At 44.0% G+C, this 21,205-nt stretch carries 12 protein-coding genes; 4 read left to right on the top strand and 8 right to left on the bottom strand.

Annotated elements, in window-relative coordinates; genetic code table 11:
- Positions 1-13: 13 nt before the first annotated feature.
- From cas10 to P5674_RS12490, 4 genes are all read right to left on the bottom strand, one after another.
- The gene (cas10, locus tag P5674_RS12505; RefSeq protein WP_006619020.1) at positions 14-2,323 is read right to left on the bottom strand and encodes a type III-A CRISPR-associated protein Cas10/Csm1; all 2,310 of its coding nucleotides are present in this window, start codon (positions 2,321-2,323) and stop codon (positions 14-16) included.
- A gap of 41 nt (positions 2,324-2,364) precedes the next feature.
- On the bottom strand, positions 2,365-2,529 hold the full coding sequence (locus P5674_RS12500) for a hypothetical protein (RefSeq protein WP_014275917.1): 165 nt from the start codon (positions 2,527-2,529) through the stop codon (positions 2,365-2,367).
- Between the two features lie 483 nt (positions 2,530-3,012).
- On the bottom strand, positions 3,013-3,501 hold the full coding sequence (locus P5674_RS12495; RefSeq protein ID WP_006617754.1) for a hypothetical protein: 489 nt from the start codon (positions 3,499-3,501) through the stop codon (positions 3,013-3,015).
- A gap of 82 nt (positions 3,502-3,583) precedes the next feature.
- Complete coding sequence (locus tag P5674_RS12490) at positions 3,584-9,742, bottom strand: translocation/assembly module TamB domain-containing protein (protein WP_315670020.1); 6,159 nt, start codon at positions 9,740-9,742, stop codon at positions 3,584-3,586.
- 242 nt (positions 9,743-9,984) lie between these two features.
- Here P5674_RS12490 and P5674_RS12485 point away from each other — a divergent pair, with 242 nt between their 5' ends.
- Both P5674_RS12485 and cutA read left to right on the top strand, forming a co-directional pair.
- Positions 9,985-10,872, top strand: coding sequence for a pentapeptide repeat-containing protein (locus tag P5674_RS12485; protein WP_006624593.1), 888 nt, complete (start codon positions 9,985-9,987; stop codon positions 10,870-10,872).
- Positions 10,873-10,892: 20 nt separating this feature from the next.
- Positions 10,893-11,216 (top strand): divalent-cation tolerance protein CutA, encoded by a 324-nt coding sequence (gene cutA, locus P5674_RS12480; protein WP_006624592.1) that lies wholly within the window; start codon positions 10,893-10,895, stop codon positions 11,214-11,216.
- 50 nt (positions 11,217-11,266) lie between these two features.
- Here the strand turns inward: cutA and P5674_RS12475 are convergent, their stop codons facing one another.
- Positions 11,267-12,061, bottom strand: a complete 795-nt coding sequence (locus tag P5674_RS12475) for a Uma2 family endonuclease (RefSeq protein WP_006624591.1) — start codon at positions 12,059-12,061, stop codon at positions 11,267-11,269.
- A 165-nt stretch (positions 12,062-12,226) separates the two neighbouring features.
- Positions 12,227-12,991, bottom strand: coding sequence for a phycobilisome rod-core linker polypeptide (locus P5674_RS12470; protein ID WP_006624590.1), 765 nt, complete (start codon positions 12,989-12,991; stop codon positions 12,227-12,229).
- A gap of 276 nt (positions 12,992-13,267) precedes the next feature.
- Here P5674_RS12470 and P5674_RS12465 point away from each other — a divergent pair, with 276 nt between their 5' ends.
- Complete coding sequence (locus P5674_RS12465) at positions 13,268-14,620, top strand: MATE family efflux transporter (RefSeq protein ID WP_315670019.1); 1,353 nt, start codon at positions 13,268-13,270, stop codon at positions 14,618-14,620.
- Between the two features lie 243 nt (positions 14,621-14,863).
- On the opposite strand, the gene uvrB is transcribed toward P5674_RS12465, so the two are convergent.
- Together uvrB and P5674_RS12455 are read right to left on the bottom strand one after the other, a co-directional pair.
- Positions 14,864-16,861, bottom strand: a complete 1,998-nt coding sequence (gene uvrB / locus P5674_RS12460) for an excinuclease ABC subunit UvrB (protein ID WP_006616700.1) — start codon at positions 16,859-16,861, stop codon at positions 14,864-14,866.
- Between the two features lie 79 nt (positions 16,862-16,940).
- Positions 16,941-17,867 carry a histone deacetylase family protein gene (locus P5674_RS12455; RefSeq protein ID WP_006616699.1) on the bottom strand — a complete coding sequence of 309 codons (927 nt, stop codon included), beginning with the start codon at positions 17,865-17,867 and terminating at the stop codon, positions 16,941-16,943.
- A gap of 200 nt (positions 17,868-18,067) precedes the next feature.
- Here P5674_RS12455 and gyrA point away from each other — a divergent pair, with 200 nt between their 5' ends.
- Complete coding sequence (gyrA, locus tag P5674_RS12450) at positions 18,068-20,722, top strand: DNA topoisomerase (ATP-hydrolyzing) subunit A (RefSeq protein WP_006616698.1); 2,655 nt, start codon at positions 18,068-18,070, stop codon at positions 20,720-20,722.
- The last annotated feature ends 483 nt before the right edge of the window (positions 20,723-21,205 follow it).

Genomic DNA, 21,205 nt, shown 5'->3' with positions numbered 1-21,205 from the left:
AGAAGGCGGGTTTTTATTCACTGTTAATTGAAGAACGGTTAAGCATCTCTAGCCAGGTAGCGATCGCTCGAAAGTAGGGGGCATTATAGGGGTTTTTTAGAGAAGTACGAATTGGTTCAAAATTAGGATGATTACGAACATGATTTGGTAGCCTTGCTAAAGTATAAGCAATTTTGGGCAAGTGCAGGAAGTAACGGACATCCCACTGATACTCCTGGGGTTTTCTGGCAGCTTCTTTTATCATTTTATCCTGAAGTTCTGCTGTTGCCAAGAGATTCCTTATAAAACTTCGAGAATAATTGATTTCCAGAGATTGATGCAATTGTTTAACAAATGGCATAACTCCCCAAAGACTCGGTGATATTTCGTTAGCAAGATAAGTTTGCAATTCCTTCGTTTTCAAGTAATTATGAGGACTCCGTGGCATATTTGGCAAATTTGTTAGTTCAGTTCCCAACCACTCATCCCATTTAAATACACTACCAAATAATCCCAAGCTGTCTCGACCATTTGCTTTAGCTTTATCTTCTGCTTGTCCAGATTCTTCTGCGGCTTGGTAGAGAGGAAATTTAGCAACTGACAAGCTAATACCACCAGAAAGGGTGATGTCTGGGTGATGCCCTGTATAAGCGCGAAAGCACTGATAAACATCAAAAGCAAATTCCACAACTTCATGCCATGCACCACTCACAAATAAATCATCTCCTCCAGCATAAATAAATAGTAAATTTTGGCGTTCTCCGGTTAGTCTCTGAAACACTGTATTATGTAAATTTTCCTGACGAAATTGAGCCAGACTATTCAAATAAACTTTGAAAAAATAACTCATTTGGCGCGATAAGCCAGCTAACCGAGGTAAGGTTTGATCATTTCCTAAACCTTTGGCAAAAATCTGCCCTAATTTGTCTACATCCATTCGCAAATAACCAACTCTGGGAATACAACCGTCTTTTTTAGCCATATCTGCCATTTCATTGGCTGTCATTGTTCCATATTCTTCCTGGCTATTTTGAGCATAGTTGCCGAGTAATAAAGAAACGGAGTGACAATTTTTATAGTCGGCAACTGTCCAATTGTTTACCCAAAAAACAGTTTCCGATTCTTGTAAATTTTGAACTTGCTGCTTTCCTCGAAATAAGTGATAATATATACTCTGTCCTGGTAACTTAATGTGCAAGCTATCTAAGGATTTTGCCATACTATTGCGAACTGGCGATCGCACGATCGCATCTACTTTAAAAAGTTCACTTCCCAGGCGAAACATCTGCCGACAAGTCGGACAAGCTAACACCGAATCTGCTTCTTGATGGTTAAGCGGTTGTAAGTTTTCCTCATCATCTCGATGGCAAACCCGACAAGGTTCATAGGTTTCCTTAATCCCTAATAAATTATCCAAATGATGATCGAATTTCCGAGCTTTTTGCAGAGCCAATTTTTGAGTAATAGTTGCCCATTGTTGAGCAAATTTAGCCGTTCCAATTTCCTCGATATTAAAATTTTGAGACCCTAGACTTAAAAATACTTTGCCTTGAAATTCATCAATTAGCCATTCATTGAAAATATCTCGTATGGGTTCAACTAAATTTTCATTATTCTGTTCGGGAGCTAATAAATATAAATTGCCACCGCCAACATAAATAATATTAGTCCGAGGTATATTTAATTTCATTAGCAGTTGTTGAGCCACTTCTTCCGTCACTAATTCCAGATAAAAACTTCTAGCTCTCAGTGATTTTAAGGCTCCGTCAGATGAAATTGTATAGATAAAGTCTTGAATTCCAGACAAATCACCCGCTATTAAGCTAATCTTTGATGCTTGATAATCATGTGATAAAATCGCGGCGATCGCAGCAGTTGATTTGACCAAATCATAAAAAGCTACATTTTCAACTCCTAATGATAAACAGGACCCAAACTTTTCTAAAAGCAAGGTTAATAGTGATAAGTTGTCCCAATCTTCTGGTCTTAAATAGGCGATCGCTTCTCTAATGTTTTGTTGCAAAACATCAATTTGTTCGGCTTTAACTGGTTCATTTGTAGGATAAGGAATTCTAGGGTTGCTATCCTCAATGGCGATAGCGGGTACATAATGCCGATGAGATTGTGGCTGTGATAGATTCACCGCATCAAACAAGAGGTGTAAGGGTTGAATCTGGCTTGTCTCTGTCCAAGATAACAATTGTTTGGCTCTAGCGATCGCCCGATTCTCTTCTGGGACATTAAAATTATCAGGCCATTTGGCTTGTGCCCAATTTGCTAGATGCCAAACTGCTTCTCTAATTACCTGTAGAGCTATTATATTTGGGGCTGTAGAATTAACCATATCTCAATCGTGAAACTTAGTAAAACTTAACTGTATATTGCTCAAAATACAAAGCATGAAAGAAAACGCGATCGCATCCCACCACCTCCGCGCCGCCACCTTGACCCAGAGGCGATCGCCCCTCCCCTCGCGAAAGTTCTAAAAAAGGCTGCTACAAAATGTGGGTTAATATAACTATAACCCTTGCCGTGAGACACTCCCACCATCTTAAACCTAATGCTTAAACACCATAGGCTATTCCCTTATTATTAAACAAAAATGTAGCTTTTGACTGTAAATTTTTCTAAAGGTTATCCTCCCATTTCAGTTATCCTCCCTTAGAGATGGCCATCGTCTAGGGAGATCATCTATCTACCTATCAGCAGCAACCGATAAATTTACGCAAATTTAGAAAAATTTAATTTATCAATTACCTCTAATGTCAGTGTAGAAGCCATTTACAGCGGCGATCGCCCCTACTTGGGGGCCCGTTCAATTCCAGATGTTCAGAAATACTCAACCCTTTTAGTATAACCATCTTTGGAAGGGCCCCCTTCCATAATTATCATCTTCCCTACCAGAATTTAAATATACTCAGCCGGAGACCATAGCGAATTATAGATATTTACTAGACTAATACCGACAAAAACCATATAAATTGATTTTATTTAGATTATCAAAAATTAGTTAGATTCATTAATTGATAGTTATTATAATTGATGTTTGATAATTTGAGGAACTTCAGAAATTACCACATTAATAGGAACCAATCGCCCCACCGTGGTATAATAGCTATTACCCACATTGGTGGTAGTTGACCTTTCGCGGAAACGGTTAATATTCTCAAGGAACCAGTCGCGGGTGGCTGGCATAGGTAATTGGTAAAGCACACGAGGAGTCACGAAGTAGTAAAACACCCAATCTGCTTTTGTGTAAAGAAAACAACCGGGTGTATTGCGTTCCTTGTTGCTGTGAGTTTCCCAAAAAAAATTACCAGTTTTGTGGTAGCGATCGCCCTTAATTTCCACTTGATAGGAGCCAGTTTTAGTTATCCAAATCAAATCAACATCAACCCTTTGATATTCCCGGTTATCTTCCACATTTTCAATAGCCACAGTTTCCGGCAGACCAGATAACCAGCCTTCAATATCTCTGGTGGCTTGTTTAGCCACTTGCATAGATTGATTCATGTTATACATAGATGACTCCTCCTGAAAAATTGTCGTGTTTCTGGTGATTAATTATTGCCATTAGCCAAATTCAGCCCTGTTAAAACCCCTACTAAAATCGTGTTTCATACTCAAACCTCACCTCACTTTCATTGCCAAAATTCGTAGCCCCCCGCAAAAGCAAGCGGTCATTAACCCGATAGTTGAGATTAAACTGGGTAGGCTGGTTCGCCGCCAGAACCCGACTCACCGACACCGACACATTATTAGCAACATCCAAACCCACCTCTAGTCCCAAACCCAAAGCCGTCGAACCCGAACGTTCCTGGGACTGAGACACCCGCGCCGGATAAATGCGAAATTCAGTCAACCCAGTAGCATCAATAACATTCTGTTGAATCTCATTAAACAGTCCCGCACTAGCAATATTTGCCAAAACTAAAGTCGTATCCCCCGTTACCCCTTCAATAGCACTACCTCCTAACAAAGCTAACAGTTGAATTTCCGATCGCGGTGGTGAACTGCGTAACTCCAGAATATCGTTAATTTCAGAAGCCGGACCCTGAGCCAAAGCAGTTACCCTAATAGTGCGTACCGTACCAAATTGAGAAGCCCTAGGTACTTCCATAAGTTCCGTTTCAAAAGCAGAAGTTGAAGCCACAGCCGGAGTCGTTTCCGATACCCTAGTCACCAGTCGCACATCTAAAATCGGGTCAAGTCCATTATCAGGAACAAAAGTAGCCCGTTGAGGATAACCCCGGTCTAACTGAAATCGACTCGTGTACAAATTCACCGCACCTCCCGTCAATTCAATAGTTCCCTGGGGGCGAATACTCTCTAAACTATCTAAATCTCCATTAACTATAATTGTGCCGTGGGCGTTAAAATTCAGCACAGGCGCATCAAAAATAGGCGTAATAGAAGCCGATCGCACTTGAATATGTTCTCCCAAAGTCAACGTAAAATTATTCAAGCTAACCTCTACAGGTCCAGTATTTAGCAGTTCTGGATTATCTCCGTTATCCGTAGCCGGGGGTCGGTCTGCTTCCGGTAAAGTTACAGTCCCATCAAACAACACCACCTCACCACCAATTCCCGGTTTTAAAGCCGTCCCACCAATCACAATTTCTCCCGCCGCTGCTCCCTGATACAATAGGGCTAAATTTAACTTTAAATTTTCCAGAACCATTTTTAAGGGCGAGTCAATATCTGGATCTTCCGGTTTCATCGGTTCAAAAATTGGCAATACCCCATCGATAAAAACCTTTCCCGTCCCAGTATCTCCGAATAATTCTCCTTCCATACCCTTAACCCGCAGGCGATTTCTCAGGAAAGTTGCTGTTCCCGATAAACCCGTAATCGAACTGTTATTACTAGCGAGCCTCAACACCACATCTTCCAGCTTCAACACCCCATCAGGTTCGATCACAATATTCTCAATTGAACCATCATCAGCCTGTTCTAGCACTCCTCGCGCCCGCATTTGTACAAAACCCTGTCCCTCAACCCAAGTCACTTCTGGATTGAGTAAATTAATAATCTTGAATCCCTCATTCAGCATTTCCACCTCAGCGCTGACCAGATTACTTTCTGGTCTCACCTTAGCAAAGGGTAATCTAAAAGGTACTGATGCACGATATTCTATAGGATCTTGTTCCGTGACTAACACCGTTCCACCTAGATTAAACCGGGCGTTATTATAGTTAAAACTACCCCGCGCCTCTTTCAGGGGTTCATCATTAAATAATCCTTCAAGTACCGTAAATTCCCCCGATGCTTGGGGATTATCTAAACTCCCCGCGAACAAAGCCCGCAGGTTTAACTGTCCACTCAAAGCAATATTGGGAATGTCATAAAATTCTTCTATGGTTTCTAAGCGCAAATTCTTAACCCGCAACTGACCCGAAGGTATTTGCTCATCTAAATCTAGTTGTCCCTGAAATCCCACCAATGTCTCGCCGTAACGCACTCTCAACGGTAACATCCGGACTATATTATCCTCGAAACTTGCCTCTAATCCTAACTCATCAATTCTGTACTTACCCCATGTCCAGTCCTCACCATTTATGTCCGCAGTGGCGGTTAAATTGGCTGGGGAACCGCTGATTTTGATTTCAGCATCAAATTTGGCATTTACTTGGTCTAGGGGCGGAAATGGCGAAGCATTCTCCTTCTGTTTGATTTCCCATTGTGCCAATAGGGCGTTAATTTCTGCCCAACGCTGTAGCTGTTGGTTTAGGGTCGCTGTCTCAGATAATCCTACCGCCACGGTTTCTAGGTCCGCTGCAGTGCCGCGTTGGGGTTGTTGGAGACCGTTGGCGATATCACTTAACTCGAACCATTCTAAGGCGGTAAATATATCTTGTAGTCTACCTTGGTTAACCGTGATATTAGCTTGAAATTGGGGTTCTTCCTCGGAGTGGGGAACCTGCGCTATAATAGCGACTAGGTTGGCTTGTCCTGCTATTAAAACCTGGGTTTCTCCTAGGCGAAGTTCCCCGTCATTAAAGCTAAATTGACCACCGCTAAGGTTGAGTTGAGTAATGGTGAAGCTATCGGCTTCTATATGACCTAAACTGGGGTTTTGGACGCTAATTTCACCAGTTGCGCCTATTTGATTAATGTCTAAACTGGCGATATTAGTAATATTTAATATGGCGGCTAAATCACCTCCTAAATAACCATAACCTTCGGCTACTATGGGGTATATTCCTAATTCATCTATGGGGAAATCTTCTAGGGTAATTTGTAGGTTGTTTGGGCTGGGGGTGGTTCCTTTGGCGATCGCATTTCCTCGCTGTACTAAAAATGCAGTAGGTAAAAAGCGATCGTCTAATACTAACTCGATTTTGTCCTGTTGACCTGATAAGGCTAAGTTCACACCGCCGCCACCTAGTCCTACTCTTAAAGTTCCGGTCATTACTCGGTCAAAGCTGAGAGACCGCAGGGCAAAATTTTCTAACCTGACATCACCCTGTAAATTTAACGCGGAAATCGCACCTTTTAACTGACCTTCAAAACTCACATTACCAGCCACAGGTGGCACTTCTCCCGGTAGTATTTCCGAGGGAAGGTTGGCTAACAAGGGTTCCACTAAAGGCGAGTTTAAATCAAAGTTAGATACCCGTAAATTTAGATCGACATTGGCTAAACTGGGAACTCCACTTCCACTAAATTCCAGCTCCAATAAACCGTTAGCACCAAATTGGGGAGTTTCGGCCTGTTCAATGTTCACTTGTCCGTTGTTAAGTCTCGCTATGGCTTCAAAAGGTTGGCGAATTATTGGTAATTCGGTAAGTCTTAGTTTGCTGGTGGCTTCCAGGGTAGCAGGGTTAAATTCTGTCACTGAACCTCTAGCATTTAATTCCGTATCTAACAAACCTCGTAATAACGGCATATTTTCGGCTTGGTTAAGTAATCCCGTCGGTCTGAGGGCGGTTTCGATTCCCGTGAGATTTTCTACTAATTGTGAAAAGCGATTTAAGGCAATGCGATCGCCTATTATATTCGCATTCCAGTTACCTCCTTCAGTCCTCCCAACCCCTTTGATTATCCCATCTCTCCCTAAGTTTAACTGTCCGTCTAAACTAATAGTTAGGGCTTCTGGGGTGATGCTGGCTAGGTTTCCACTAAACCGGGTTTCCCCTTGTAGTTGTGGGTTGTCTAGGTCTAAATTGCGAATTTCTGCCACTACATTCGCCGGTAAATTAGCTAAAGGTAATCCTAAGTTGATTAGGGGATTTAAAGGCAGATTATTACTGATGATCGTTCCCTCAAAGTCCCCCCCATCAATTTCGCCTCTGGCGGTGATTTCTCCACCTAATTGGGGAAGGTTAACTAATCCATTTACACTACCTTTAATCTGATTAAGATTATTCAGATTTCCCCCGGCTATCATCACTCCATTTAAGCTACTGTTTCTTAACTCTGGCGATCGCCTCAAGGTTTCCCTGGTTGCCGGTGGTAAATTCCCCAAATTGCTGGCTACATTTAACCAAGGATTCAATCGCACACTATTCGCCTCCAACTCCAAGTTAAACTCCCCATTTATCAGGCGAGTTTCTCGGAAAGATATCACCCCTCCCATATTCCCAAAATTGATATCACCGATAGCATTAGCTGTGATATTATTCGCTGATAAATTATTCAAGTCTGCCGCCACAACTCCTCTAGTTTGCACGGTTCCATTGCTGAAATCTAGGGTTTGCAGTTCGATAAGAGTTTCTGGCGGTAAGTTTATTAGGGGTAATCCGATATCTATAATTTGCGGTAGATTTAGGTCATTTCCTCTAAAATCTGCCCCCAATTGTCCACCTATTAAACTGAAATCACTGTTGATTTCTCCGTTAGCGATCGTTAGGTTAACATTACCATTGGCGATGATGTCGTTTACGTTCAGTTTATCCAGTTGACCTGTGATGGTCGTGTCTAGGTTTAATTTATCTTGTCTCAGGTCAATTTGTCCGATAATTAGCTGCAACTCTGGGGGTAAGTTGGCTAGAGGTAATCCTAATCTGACCAGAGGATCTAAGCCTAATTCATTCGCGTTCAGCGTGGCTATCCAATTATTATTATCCGCTAGTTGCACATTCGCATTTACTCTCCCCTCTGCTATGGCTATATTCGCAGTTAACTGATTTTTGGTGATTTGACTAGATCCTAAGATCGGGAACGTTCCATTGGGGAGATTAAAGTTAATATCCGCTTGGGGGTGATCTAGGGAACCTGAAACTTTAGCCGTCGCGAACATATCCCCTAATTTAGTATTATTCGGAAGTTCATATAGACTGGCGATCGCATCTAAATATAGACTATCAATATCTACCGTAAATTCTACTGTTGGCTGTAAAAGTGATTCTCCCTGTGATGCCGTCGTCAAAGTGGCGGCGCGAATTAACTCCGTCAGTCCCGTTAATTCAATACTACCATCACCGCTAATTTCTCCCCGGCTTATCGGTTTAATCCTTAAATTGTTAATCGTCAGGCTTGGATCTGCTACTAAATTTAACTGCTGATCCAGTTCTGGATCGATAGCTATGTCTAGGGAAATTTCGCTAAAAATTACCCGATCTATTTGCGTGTCTTCTGTGGTAGCGATCGCTATTTCTAGCTGAGGCTGTTGTAGGTTTCCCGTCAAGTTAATATCAGCCGTAACTTCCCCCGCGACCTGAACTGGTAAAACCAGAGTTTCCCCTAATTCTCGATCCGCCGTTTCTAATAACGTCGCCAAAGTAACAGGGAGCAAATTTGCCTGTAAATCGAATTCCGTTTGTAACAAGTCAAATTCTGCATTAGTTCTGATTGTCCCTCCGCTCGTTACTCCTAAATCACCCCAAGCTATTTCTAGGGTCTCCACAGTCGCCTCTGTCTCCTCAAACCCCAAATTAGCATTGGTGATCGTCACCGGTTCCGAAAGGGTTGCTAAAATGGCTTGTACTTCCCTAAGTTGCAGATTTCCCCAAATACCAGTCGGCTGAAAATTCGCCAATTTTACCCTTAATTGGGCATCCGCTTCTCCCTCGCCTAAAATTATACCGGGGGTATTGACTAATAATCCTAATTGTGGTAAATTAAGACTATTAGCTGTGATAGTGGTATCGAAATCTCCAGCAGATAAAATACCATCCGCTCTAACCTGTATGTTCCCGCCTCGGTGAAACTCACCTGTGAGGTGGGTTCTGATGCGATCGTTCTGGTCACTGATATCTAAAATCAGGCGATCGACATTGAGGGCGATCGGGTCTTCTCTCACCTCAGCCGTCAGCAGAGTTTGAGGCATGAGTTTAACATTAGCATTCTCAATGGTAATAGAGCCAATTTCCACATCCACAGGACTTTCATCCCCCGGCGCTATCTCAGTCCTAATCCAATTTCCGAGTTCGTCTTGTTCAAGATAAACTTGGGGATTGATCACCCGTAAATTTAAGCCGACAGTTGGCGTTAATAGTGATATAATGGAAATGCTGGCTTCGATCGCTTCAAGTGAGGCGGTATTGGGATCAGTATCTGTGGGAGGAATCACAGACCGTCCAAAACGAACACTAATAATCCCAAAGCGTTCAACAGGTCCGACTTCTACAGGTCTATCGAGAGTCCCCTCTAAGGCTGTAGCGATGGTAGAGGCTAAACGGTAATGTATAAACCAGCTTACACCACCAGCGATCGTCACAGAAGTAAGACCTAAGCCAACACTTCCCCAAATAAGCCAACGCCGCCAACGTTTGACCGACCTTGGGTTGTCTTCTGGGTCTGGTAATGGGGTATGGATCATGTTTCTCAATCTGCGTGATTTAACGGAAGTCCTTATCCAGAAAGGGTAGCTTATCACAGCCTAACTGGAGTGTATAAATTTTCCGGGGTTAGACCCTCGTTAACCCCACTCTCGGCCATAATTTCTCGTCCTACCCCCATAATTGCAACATTTCGACAGATTAAAACAACACAAAAATATAAAAACTTTGTGAAATTTCCGTGCTTAGATAAATAATCAGAGGTAGCCGGAGTTACTTTTTCATGAACGTCAGCCATCTTTTAAGACTTTACGAACAAGGCGAAACCGACTTTACAGGAGTCGATCTCAGTGGCGTAGACTTGACAGGGGTCATTCTCATAGGTGTTAACCTATCGAGAAGTAACCTGACGGGTGCTAACCTGACTCGCTCATTTTTAAGTCGTGTTAAGTTCAATGGTGCAAATTTACACCGTGCCAACCTGAGTTTTGCTAAAATGAACGAAGCCAAGCTGGTGGAGGCTGAGTTAACCAAAGCCAATCTCAACGGTACTTTTTTAGTCAAAGCTAAATTACCTGGTGTCCAACTCAGTGGCGCAAGTTTGGCGGGTGCTAATTTGCGTGGCGCTAGTCTCCCCAATTCTAACTTATGTGGTGCTAACCTGCAATTTGCTAATCTGCGGGGGGCTAATTTGACTGGCAGTGATTTGAGATATACTAATCTCAATGGTGTGCGACTCAGTGGCGCTAAGTTATTTGGAACCAGGCTCACTGATGTTAACTTGCAAAATGCTTATATGAATGGTGTTAATTTGAGTCGCCTAGATTTGAATGGTGTTAACTTGAGTAACGCTAGGCTTTGTGGTTCTAATTTGACCGGAACTAACTTGATTAGGGCTAATCTCAGTTCTGCTAAACTCCTAGGTTCCCAGTTAGAAAATGCCGATTTAAGAGGCGCTAATTTAGAAAATGCTTGCTTGAGTTATGCTGATCTGAATGGTTCTAAATTGTCGGGGGCTAATTTCCGAAATGCTGATTTGCGCGAGGCTAAATTACTGGGAGTCGAGGTAAAAGAGGCTAATTTCTGTGAGGCAATTTTACCGTTGTCTTTTCGCTTATATCTGGATTTAGAAAATTTCTGCTGTTTAACACTTTCTCAATCTCAAGTTTAGATGTTTGTGGTATAATTGATATGGTGGCTCAATATGGTATAGTATTAGTAACGGCAAGTTCCCGGACGGAAGCAGAGGCGATCGCCCATACTTTAGTCGAGGGAAAACTAGCCGCCTGTGTGGGTTTAATGCCCATCCATTCAGTTTACACCTGGAAAGGTGAGATCTGCTCATCCGATGAGTGGCAATTAATTATTAAAACTGACCTGAATCAGTTTGACGCTTTGGCTGCTAAGGTCGCCGAGGTTCATTCCTATGAAGTGCCGGAAATTATTGCCTTACCAATTGTCGCAGGTTCCCCCTCTTATTTACAATGGATTTCACAACAACTAGACCCCACATGACAGGGGCGAAATATTTACGCCCCTACCTAGTGGTTGAAAATTACTTTAAACTAATTGTCTAAAGGCTCAATACCAGCCTGGCGCAGTTGTTCCATGAAACGTTCAGCCCGTTGTCGTTCAGCATCAGCCCGTTGTCGTTCAGCTTCCACCCGTTGGCTTTCAACTTCAGCCCGTTGGCTTTCAGCTTCCACCCGTTGGCGTTCTTGGGCGACCAATTCAATACCCCAAAGCAGCAACTCTCCGGCTTCATTCCACCAGCGCAACCAGTAACCGTTACGGTTTTCGCGGGTTCCTTCCCAAACCCCTAAAAACAGTTCCATGGGAGCGATCGCATATCGTCCATCATCTAGTGGTTCTTGTATTTGATAGAATCCCTGTTCATCAAGGCGATAAAGTTCTAACTTACCAGTTTTGGGGTCAAAAATAGCATAGTAAGGGACCTCTAACACCCGTTCATAAAAGAACCATTTTCCTGGGGGATAGGTAGGCTTAATCGAATATTCCCCTCCGTCAGTATCAGAGAGAAATTCCATAACTATAATCGGACGCGCACCCTGCAACTCAGGAGTATAGCTGCGTTCAACCTGCGATCGCTCAACCCGAATTTCTGGAATAAACGCCCAGTCTGGGGCTTTCACCACAATTTTACCGTTGAGGGTGGCACAGATCCCATAATTGGTGGGCGTGATACTCAATGGGCTCAGTTTACCAGCCACAGCTAGACTATCAGTCAGGGCTACAGCTAAAGCCGGTTGATTAATATTGTCCACAGGATCGTCCGGTAGAATAAAATCATCGGGAAGTTTTTCCCAAGTAATCTCCAAGTCAACAATCCGGAGAGCCATAATACATTAGGGATGATTAACAATTATTGTTATTATAGCGATCGCCCCCACGAAAAATTCGCCGCCAAATGTTAGACATCAAGAGTTAACCATTGGGTCAAAAACTCCGAATATCTAACCGCTGGCAGCGACTGTCAATCCCAATTAAGTAAGGATTAGATCCTATTAGCGCTGACGGTAAGGAACCATGGTGTCAAAATTGATGCTACCAAGGGCAACGCGAGTTACTGTGTTGGCAGGACGAGAAACCTGTTTTGCCATAGCCAGGAAGTTGGCGGGATCGCCAGCTTTGGGTTGCTTCTCTTGGGGTACAAAGCGACGTACAGAAGTTTGCCAGATAACTTGGGGGAATCCCAACTGGGTCCGGTGGTATTCATTGTACCGGGGAGTCTTCAGGTTAAAGGGTGTTTCGCCCATATTGCGCTGAGGCAGAATCCGACGACGTTGATAAGGAACTGTATCATATCCGAAGTTATCCAGGTACTCGTCGCTATTGAGTAATTCCTCAATGAAGCCCTTGGGTCCTTTGTTAGCAATCACAATTGACCAAGCGATTTTTTCCCGTTCGTTGTAAACATCCCGGCCGAGAATTCGCTGAACGCACATTTCCGCAAAGCGGTAGTTGCTGTTGGTTTGGTAGTTTCTCTCCAAGAAAGGAGCCGAAGTCGCTAACCCACCAATGAAGTCACGGACGGTGATCTGACCAAACTTGAGTTGGGACTCAAGGAAGGTTTGGCGATTGCTTTTCAGCATTTGATGCTCACTAAAGATTTGCCGATAAGCCGCCCAGATCAGAGCGTCCCACTCAGAACCCGAAGGCATATTTTCAGCCGTATAAATTTGGGGCTGCTCATCACCTGGAACTTCATATCCAGCAACACGAGTATTGAAACTCGTTGTAGTGTAGCTTAATAATGGAAGGGGCACCATTAATCTCCTTATTCTCAAACGTCAGCATTGTTTATCAGTTGTCGCCAATGATCTATCCCAGGATGATTGGGATTTAGCACACTGGCATTAATATACCATGCTTACAGATTAGGGGATTGAGGCGATCGCAGTCTAACTTTTATGAAGCTCTGCAATAATATGTAACATTTTAGCAATCTTCCCCCAAACACTAATAGAGCCACTACCGCCTACCGCCTAGCTTCAACCCTTTTTTTTTGGTAAACTTTTGTAAATATGCTCAAAGCCGCTGGCCCTATGAAAGGAACATTAACCCAAGGATCTGTTACATCTACCCTGATTAACCTCACTCTACCAATGATTTGGGGAGTGTTTGCCATTATTGCCTTTAGCCTAGCAGATACCTACTTCGTCGCTAAGTTGGGAACCCGACAACTAGCCGCGATGAGTTTTACCTTTCCAGTAGTCACCCTATTAGGAAGCGTATCTATGGGACTGGGGATAGGCGCTGCTTCTGTCATTGCTAGGGCTATTGGGGAGGGAGAACGCGATCGCGTCCGCCGCCTCACCACTAACTCTCTCAGTCTCTCTCTGCTTATGGTTAGTGTCTTAATCGTCCTCGGTATCAGCACCATTAACCCCGTGTTTCAAGCCTTGGGAGCCAGTCCTGATATCTTGCCATTTATCCGCGAGTATATGACCATTTGGTATGGGGGTGTCATTTTTCTGGTGGTTCCTATGGTCGGGACTAGCGCTATTCGCGCGGCGGGTAATACCTTCGTTCCTAGTGTGATTATGACTGTCGCTGCTGTCGTTAATATTATCCTTGACCCCATATTTATCTTTGGCTTTGCTACTATACCAGCCATGGGACTGCGGGGAGCCGCGATCGCTACTGTTATCGGTCGCGCTACCACTTTAATCGCTTCCGTCTTCTTCCTGCATTTCCGCGAAAAAATGCTCCTCTGGAAACTTCCCACCCCCAAAGACCTATTGTCCGACTGGCGACAAATTCTTCATGTTGGTATTCCCGCTACCGGAACCAATATGATTACCCCTATTTCTACCGCCGTCGTTACAGGTTTGGTCGCTACAGAGGGGGCCGAAGCCGTCGCTGGTTTTGGTATTGCTACCCGAGTCGAGGCTTTCGCTTTAATTGTGATTATGGCACTCTCTGCTAGTATTGGTCCTTTTGTTGGTCAAAATTGGGGCGCTCAACTTTATCATCGCGTACACACTGCTATCCGACAGTCTTTCCTGTTTTGTATATTTTGGGGAGTCCTATTAACTCTTATTTTGGCTGCTAGTTCTGAACAAATCGCTACCGCTTTTGATCAAAATCCCAATGTAGTCGCGATCGCTGCTAGTTACCTCACCCTCGTTCCCGTTAGTTATGGAACTATGGGTCTCATGTTCATCGCTAGTTCTACTTTTAATGCTTTGGGTAAGCCTTTACCATCTTTGATGATGACTATTACCCGGATGTTATTACTTTATGTTCCTTTGGCTTATTTGGGTAGTCTCTGGTGGGGAGTTAAAGGCATTTTTGCCGCCGCTTGTATTGCTAATTTACTTGTCGGTATTGGCGCTTATTTTTGGACTTGCAAAACTTGGCAATTGCGATCGGCTGATCCAGTTGTCATAGAATAGCTTTTTTTTTAAATGGCCCGGCCGCCCAAGTGAAAAGGGGTTGACAGGGCGGCGCTACTCGGCTATGATAGGAGTATATTAAATAATGGAATTTGAGCAAAAATAATATTTTCGCAAATATTCCAATTATATTATAGTATAGCACGGACTCCCCCAAAAAGATAGGGTTTTCTGAAAAAAAAAGCGCGGGGGCGCGCCGAGAAAAATTTTTTTTTGGCCCAGCCGCTGAGTCCTAAAAATCAATTAACGACCAACTAATTTATCGCGTAAAATGCGAATGCGATCGCGAAATTTAGCCGCCTCCTCAAACTCCAACTGTTGCGCCGCCTCATTCATGCGAACCTCCAACTGTTCAATTAAAGTTGGTATTTCTTCCAGGGGTAAATCATCCACCTGTTGACAAGCGAGATCAATTTGTTGAGAATTTAAGCGTCTGGAGACATCCAAAAACGCCAAAATGGCATTACTGGAACTTTTGACAATAGATTTAGGGATAATCCCATATTTTTGATTATACTCCAACTGAATTGTTCGCCGTCGGTTAGTTTCGGCGATCGCCTTGCTCATGCTGTCCGTCATATTATCAGCATACAAAATCGCCTGACCGCGAACGTGACGCGCCGCCCTCCCAATAGTTTGAATCAGAGACCTTTCCGCGCGCAAAAATCCTTCCTTATCCGCATCCAAAATAGCCACCAGAGACACCTGTGGTAAATCCAAACCTTCCCGCAATAAATTAACCCCAATTAACACATCAAATTCACCTTCTTGTAAAGACTGAATAATCTCAATGCGCTGAATCGACTGTATTTCCGAATGTAGATATCTGACACGAATCCCCCTATCTTGGAAATACTCAGTTAAATCCTCCGCCATTCGCTTAGTTAAAGTCGTCACTAAAACCCGTTCATTTCTGGGGATTCTTTCCTTAATTTCAGCGATTAAATCATCCACCTGTCCTGTAGTCGGACGGACAAATATTTCTGGGTCAACTACCCCGGTTGGTCTAATAACTTGTTCAATAACCTGACCTTGAGATTGTGCAATTTCCCAATCTCCTGGTGTCGCCGAGACTAAAATACACTGTTTAACTTTTTGCCAAAATTCCTCAGATTTCAAAGGTCGATTATCCGCCGCACTAGGGAGACGAAAACCATGTTCAATTAGCACCTTTTTTCTAGCTTGGTCGCCATTATACATAGCCCGAATTTGAGGAACCGTCACATGAGACTCATCGACCACCAATAACCAATCATCAGGAAAATAGTCCACCAAACACTCAGGAGGGGAACCGGGAAGCCTTCCAGCGAGGTGACGAGAGTAGTTTTCCACACCATTACAATATCCCACTTCTCGCAGCATTTCCAAGTCATAGCGAGTGCGTTGATCTAGGCGTTGGGCTTCCCAAAGTTTACCAGCTTTTTCTAACTCGGCTAACTGTTGTTTAAGTTCAGCAGCAATAGCATCACAAGCAGCATCTAACCTATCTCCGGGAGTCACAAAGTGGCGCGCGGGGTATATGTTTAATGTTTCTAAACTCTGTAAGACTTCTCCGGTTACGGGGTCAATATAACGAATTGCATCAATTTCATCCCCGAAAAATTCCACCCTAATTATGCGGTCTTCATAGGCGGGTCCAATTTCTAAGACATCTCCGCGAACTCGGAAGCGTCCGCGAGTGATTTCGGTGTCATTGCGGCTATATTGAATAGAGGCTAGGTCTCGCAAAAGTTGGCGTTGGTCTCGGTCTTCTCCTACCCGTAGGGGAATGGCGGCGTTGAGGTATTCGGTGGGTATTCCTAACCCATAAATACAGCTAATGGAAGCTACGACGATTACATCTCGCCTTTCAAATAATGACCGAGTAGCTGAGTGTCTCAGCATATCAATTTCATCGTTAATTGAGGCTGTTTTTTCTATATAAGTGTCGGAAACGGGAATATAGGCTTCCGGTTGATAATAGTCGTAATAGCTGATAAAGTATTCAACGGCATTGTTAGGGAAAAATTCCCGCAGTTCATTGCAGAGTTGGGCGGCGAGGGTTTTGTTATGGGCGAGGACTAGGGTAGGGCGACCTAATTGGGCTATGGTGGCGGCAATGGTAAAGGTTTTTCCGGTTCCAGTTGCGCCTAATAGGGTGGTTTTAGGATGACCGGATTTGATGCTGTTAATTAATTGGGCGATCGCTAATGGTTGATCTCCTGTAGGTTGAAAGGGTGCTTTTAACTCAAATTTGACCATAGTTCAATTTGATATTATTTCAGATAATATTTGATAGTTGGTTGTGGCGGGAGTTAATTGCTGAACGGAGGGGGAAGGATTAATGATTTAAGCAAGATTCTATAGTTGCCACCACTGAATCCGCCAAAGATTTTAAATCATATCCCCCTTCTAATCCTAACACAATTTTGCTGGTTATTTGGCAGCAATAGTCGGTAAAAACCCCAAAATCTTCCGGCTGTAAGGAAATACTGGCTAAGGGGTCAGCTTGATTGGCATCATATCCAGCACTGACAATTAATAAATCTGGCTGAAAATTTTGTAAAAAAGGGATAACTTTATGTTCAAAAGCTGGCTGGTATAATGCCATGGTACTACCGGGAGACATCGGGATATTTAAAACATTATTATATTGACCTTTTTCTTGGGGGTAGCCAGTTCCGGGATAACAGGGGGACTGATGAAGGGAACAGTAAGCCATTTGGGGGTGATTTTCGACCAGGCTTTGGGTTCCGTTACCGTGGTGAACGTCCCAATCAAGAATAGCAACCCGGTTGATACCAGGCTGTTGAATGGCATAATGAGCAGCGATCGCCGCATTAGAAAACAAACAGAACCCCATACCCCGACCCGCTTCGGCATGATGTCCGGGGGGACGGGCTAAAATAAAACTAGGTCTGGCGGTAGTCAAAGTGCGATCGACACCATCTAACCAAGCACTGATCGCCAATAGCGCCACCTGGTAACTCTCCTCAGAAATGGGAGTATCGCCGTCAAGATGGCCGCCGCCAGCACTGGCAATATTTTTAATCCTGTCAATATGGGAGTCGGTGTGAACAGCCTTGAGGACTTGCATAATCAGGCTTTGGCGGTCTTGTACCGGAGTGGGTGACAGCCAAGTTAGTTGGTCACTCCAAGGGGCGGCCCGCAAACCTTGGACGATCGCTTTCAGGCGTTCGGGTCGTTCAGGATGAAATAAACCCGTTTTGTGTTCCAGAAATTCGTCAGAGTAGATAACAGTTAACATTGACCGTGCCGGGGCTAACAATAGGGGACAAAAAGGCAACAGGGCCGAGAGGGATTCCCCTCAAAAATGTGTGAAAACTATGCTATAATTTTATAGCCTAGTCGCGCGTTTTCAAATAATAATCGAAAATCAATTTATTTGATCTGATTATTTCACAAAAAAGCGACAGTTTTTGCAATACTAATGGAGTTTTAAATTCTATGAGCGCTTCCGAATCCCGAATTATCCCAACGGATTTGCGGAACGAGATGCAGCAATCCTATCTCGAATACGCCATGAGCGTCATTGTAGGTCGGGCGCTGCCAGATGCCAGGGATGGGTTTAAACCAGTCCATCGTCGCATCCTGTATGCCATGAATGAACTAGGCCTAATGCCCGATCGCCCCTTTCGGAAGTGCGCCCGGGTGGTAGGGGAGGTTCTGGGTAAATATCACCCCCACGGTGATACAGCCGTTTACGATGCCCTAGTGCGGATGGCTCAGGAATTTTCGATGCGATCGCCCCTAATTCAAGGTCACGGGAACTTTGGGTCCGTCGATAATGACCCCCCCGCCGCCATGCGATACACGGAATGTCGCCTACACTACCTCACCTCCGAAGCCATGTTGCGGGATATCGACTCGGATACCGTAGATTTTGGCGATAACTTTGACGGTTCCCAACAAGAACCCCTAGTGCTTCCGGCCCGCATTCCTCAACTGTTGCTCAACGGTTCCTCCGGTATCGCCGTCGGAATGGCAACTAACATCCCCCCCCATAACCTCAATGAGTTAGTCGATGGCTTAGTCGCGGTAATTCATAATCCCGAAATTACTGACATCGAACTAATGCGCTATATCCCTGGTCCTGACTTCCCCACCGGGGCGAAAATTCTCGGACGCTCTGGTATTCGGGAAGCCTACACCACCGGACGGGGTTCTATCACCATGCGGGGAGTTGCCCAAATTGAAACCATTGAACACCGAGGACGACCAGACCGCGAAGCTATTATCATCACCGAGTTACCCTACCAAACCAACAAAGCCGCTTTAATCGAAAAAATCGCCGAAATGGTGAATGAGAAGCGCCTGGAGGGGATCTCAGATATCCGAGATGAAAGCGATCGTGAAGGGATGCGGATCGTCGTGGAACTCCGACGAGATGCCTATCCTAGGGTGGTTCTCAACAACCTTTATAAACAAACTCCCCTTCAGGCTAACTTCGGCGCTAATATGTTAGCCCTAGTTAACGGAAAACCAGAATTACTTACCCTCAAGCGATATCTCCATGTTTTCCTAGACTTCCGCATCCACACTATCCGGCGGCGTACTGAATATGAAAAACGCAAAGCCGAAGAACGTGATCACCTCCTGCAAGGATTATTAATTGCTCTCGATAATCTGGATGCAATTATTGCCCTAATTCGCCATGCTGCTGATAGCCCTACAGCCAAACAAGAGCTAATCGAAAGGTTCGGACTTTCTGAACCACAAGCTGATGCGATTTTACAAATGCAACTGCGACGTTTAACCGCCTTGGAAGCTCAGAAAATTGACCAAGAACATCAAGAACTTTTGGAGAAAATTGCTGACCTCAACGATATTTTAAATCGCCGAGAACGGATTTTAGAAATTGTTGAGCAGGAAGCAATACAAATTAAAGAACGTCACGGCACACCCCGGCGGACGGAAATTGAACTCGAAGAAAGTGAGCTGGAAGATACGGATTTAATTGCCAATGAAAAGGCGATTATTCTCCTCACTGAACAAGGCTACATTAAACGGATGCCAGTTAATACTTTTGAGGCTCAAAATCGCGCGACTCGCGGTAAATCTGGTACCAAAATGAAGGAGGATGATGGGGTTAAACATTTCTTGAGTTGTCGCGACCATGACAGTATTCTATTCTTTACTGAACGGGGGGTAGCTTACTGTTTAAAAGCCTATCAAATACCTATCGGGTCTCGCATCGCTAGGGGGGTGCCGATTGTGCAAATGTTGCCAATTCCTCGGGATGAGAAAATTACCTCTTTGGTGGCGGTTGGGGAATTTACCAACGATGAATATTTGGTGATGCTAACTAAGGGTGGTTATATCAAAAAAACTGCCCTTTCCGCTTTTAGCAATATCCGTTCTAATGGATTAATTGCCATTTCCTTAAATGAGGGAGATGAGTTGCGCTGGGTACGCAGTGCTAGGGTGGATGATAGCATTATTATCGGTTCTCGCCTAGGTATGGCTATTCATTTCCACACTGATGATAAACAATTACGACCCCTCGGTCGCGCTACCCGTGGGGTTAAATCTATGAAACTCAAACCAAATGATGAACTCATTGGTATGGATATTCTCCCTAGTTTTATTGTGGCTACTATTCCTCAATTGGGGGGTGAAGAACCGGAAATAGAAGAGGAGGAAAATACTACTGCGGTTGAAGATGTGGAAGATATGGATTCCTCGGAAGAACTAGCTACTACTGAGGTTGAACCTGATGGGGTTTCGATTTTGGTGATTACTACTAGGGGTTATGGAAAACGGGTTCCTGTGTCTCAATTCCGCTTACAAAATCGCGCCGGAAAAGGAATTATTGCTACTAAGTTTAAACCCCATTTATCTGGTGATTGTGTGGTAGCGCTTCAGGTGGTACATAATACTGATGAATTGATGTTAATTACCAGCCGGGGAATTATTATTCGTCAGGTGATTAGTGCTATTTCTCGACAGTCCCGCAATGCTACCGGAGTGCGGGTACAACGCTTGGATAAGGAAGATGCGATCGCTGCTGTCGCTTTAGTCCCTTTATCTGGTGAAGGGGACGATACCGAAGTTGATATTGACCCTGATACTGAGGTTGAATTTGAACAAGTTAATAACTGAACCCTGACAACCTAAAAACCCTACTACCCCCCCCATTTCCCGCTAATAAGGTTAGGGGGGATTTTTTTATGTATCAATTCAATATATCAATTTCGAGGTTTCTACAGTCCATGAGCCTCAAAAAGTTGCACAAATCGGATAGAAAAATCTGGCAGTATAGGTTATAATCAGATCAGAAACCCAAGTAGTGCCCTTTCACATCGATATAACCAAAGTCATGGCAGCTTTATTCTGCCTGATTTTGGCTATATTTAATACATTTACTTAGGTTTGTAAAAACTAACTACTCTCCGGTTAATTGGCTTTTGTTGGGTTTCACACAACCTACTCTCTGTGGGCTTTTGTTGGGTTTCACCCAACCTACTCTCTGTGGGCTTTTGTTGGGTTTCACACAACCTACTCTCTGTGGGCTTTTGTTGGGTTTCACCCAACCTACTCTCTGTGGGCTTTTGTTGGGTTTCACACAACCTACTCTCCGGTTAA

The sequence above is a fragment of the Limnospira sp. PMC 289.06 genome, from assembly GCF_032350395.1.
GTDB classification, from domain to species: Bacteria; Cyanobacteriota; Cyanobacteriia; order Cyanobacteriales; family Microcoleaceae; genus Limnospira; species Limnospira platensis.
Note: the sequence above shows the minus strand (reverse complement) of the source record. Positions and strands in the feature narration are given on the sequence as shown.

Bases quoted from the DNA above. Each gene is read 5' to 3' on its own strand.
- cas10 (WP_006619020.1), bottom strand. From the start codon at position 2,323: ATGGTTAATTCTACAGCCCCAAATATAATAGCTCTACAGGTAATTAGA.
- P5674_RS12500 (WP_014275917.1), bottom strand. From the start codon at position 2,529: ATGGTGGGAGTGTCTCACGGCAAGGGTTATAGTTATATTAACCCACAT.
- P5674_RS12495 (WP_006617754.1), bottom strand. From the start codon at position 3,501: ATGTATAACATGAATCAATCTATGCAAGTGGCTAAACAAGCCACCAGA.
- P5674_RS12490 (WP_315670020.1), bottom strand. From the start codon at position 9,742: ATGATCCATACCCCATTACCAGACCCAGAAGACAACCCAAGGTCGGTC.
- P5674_RS12485 (WP_006624593.1), top strand. From the start codon at position 9,985: ATGAACGTCAGCCATCTTTTAAGACTTTACGAACAAGGCGAAACCGAC.
- cutA (WP_006624592.1), top strand. From the start codon at position 10,893: ATGGTGGCTCAATATGGTATAGTATTAGTAACGGCAAGTTCCCGGACG.
- P5674_RS12475 (WP_006624591.1), bottom strand. From the start codon at position 12,061: ATGGCTCTCCGGATTGTTGACTTGGAGATTACTTGGGAAAAACTTCCC.
- P5674_RS12470 (WP_006624590.1), bottom strand. From the start codon at position 12,991: ATGGTGCCCCTTCCATTATTAAGCTACACTACAACGAGTTTCAATACT.
- P5674_RS12465 (WP_315670019.1), top strand. From the start codon at position 13,268: ATGAAAGGAACATTAACCCAAGGATCTGTTACATCTACCCTGATTAAC.
- uvrB (WP_006616700.1), bottom strand. From the start codon at position 16,861: ATGGTCAAATTTGAGTTAAAAGCACCCTTTCAACCTACAGGAGATCAA.
- P5674_RS12455 (WP_006616699.1), bottom strand. From the start codon at position 17,867: ATGTTAACTGTTATCTACTCTGACGAATTTCTGGAACACAAAACGGGT.
- gyrA (WP_006616698.1), top strand. From the start codon at position 18,068: ATGAGCGCTTCCGAATCCCGAATTATCCCAACGGATTTGCGGAACGAG.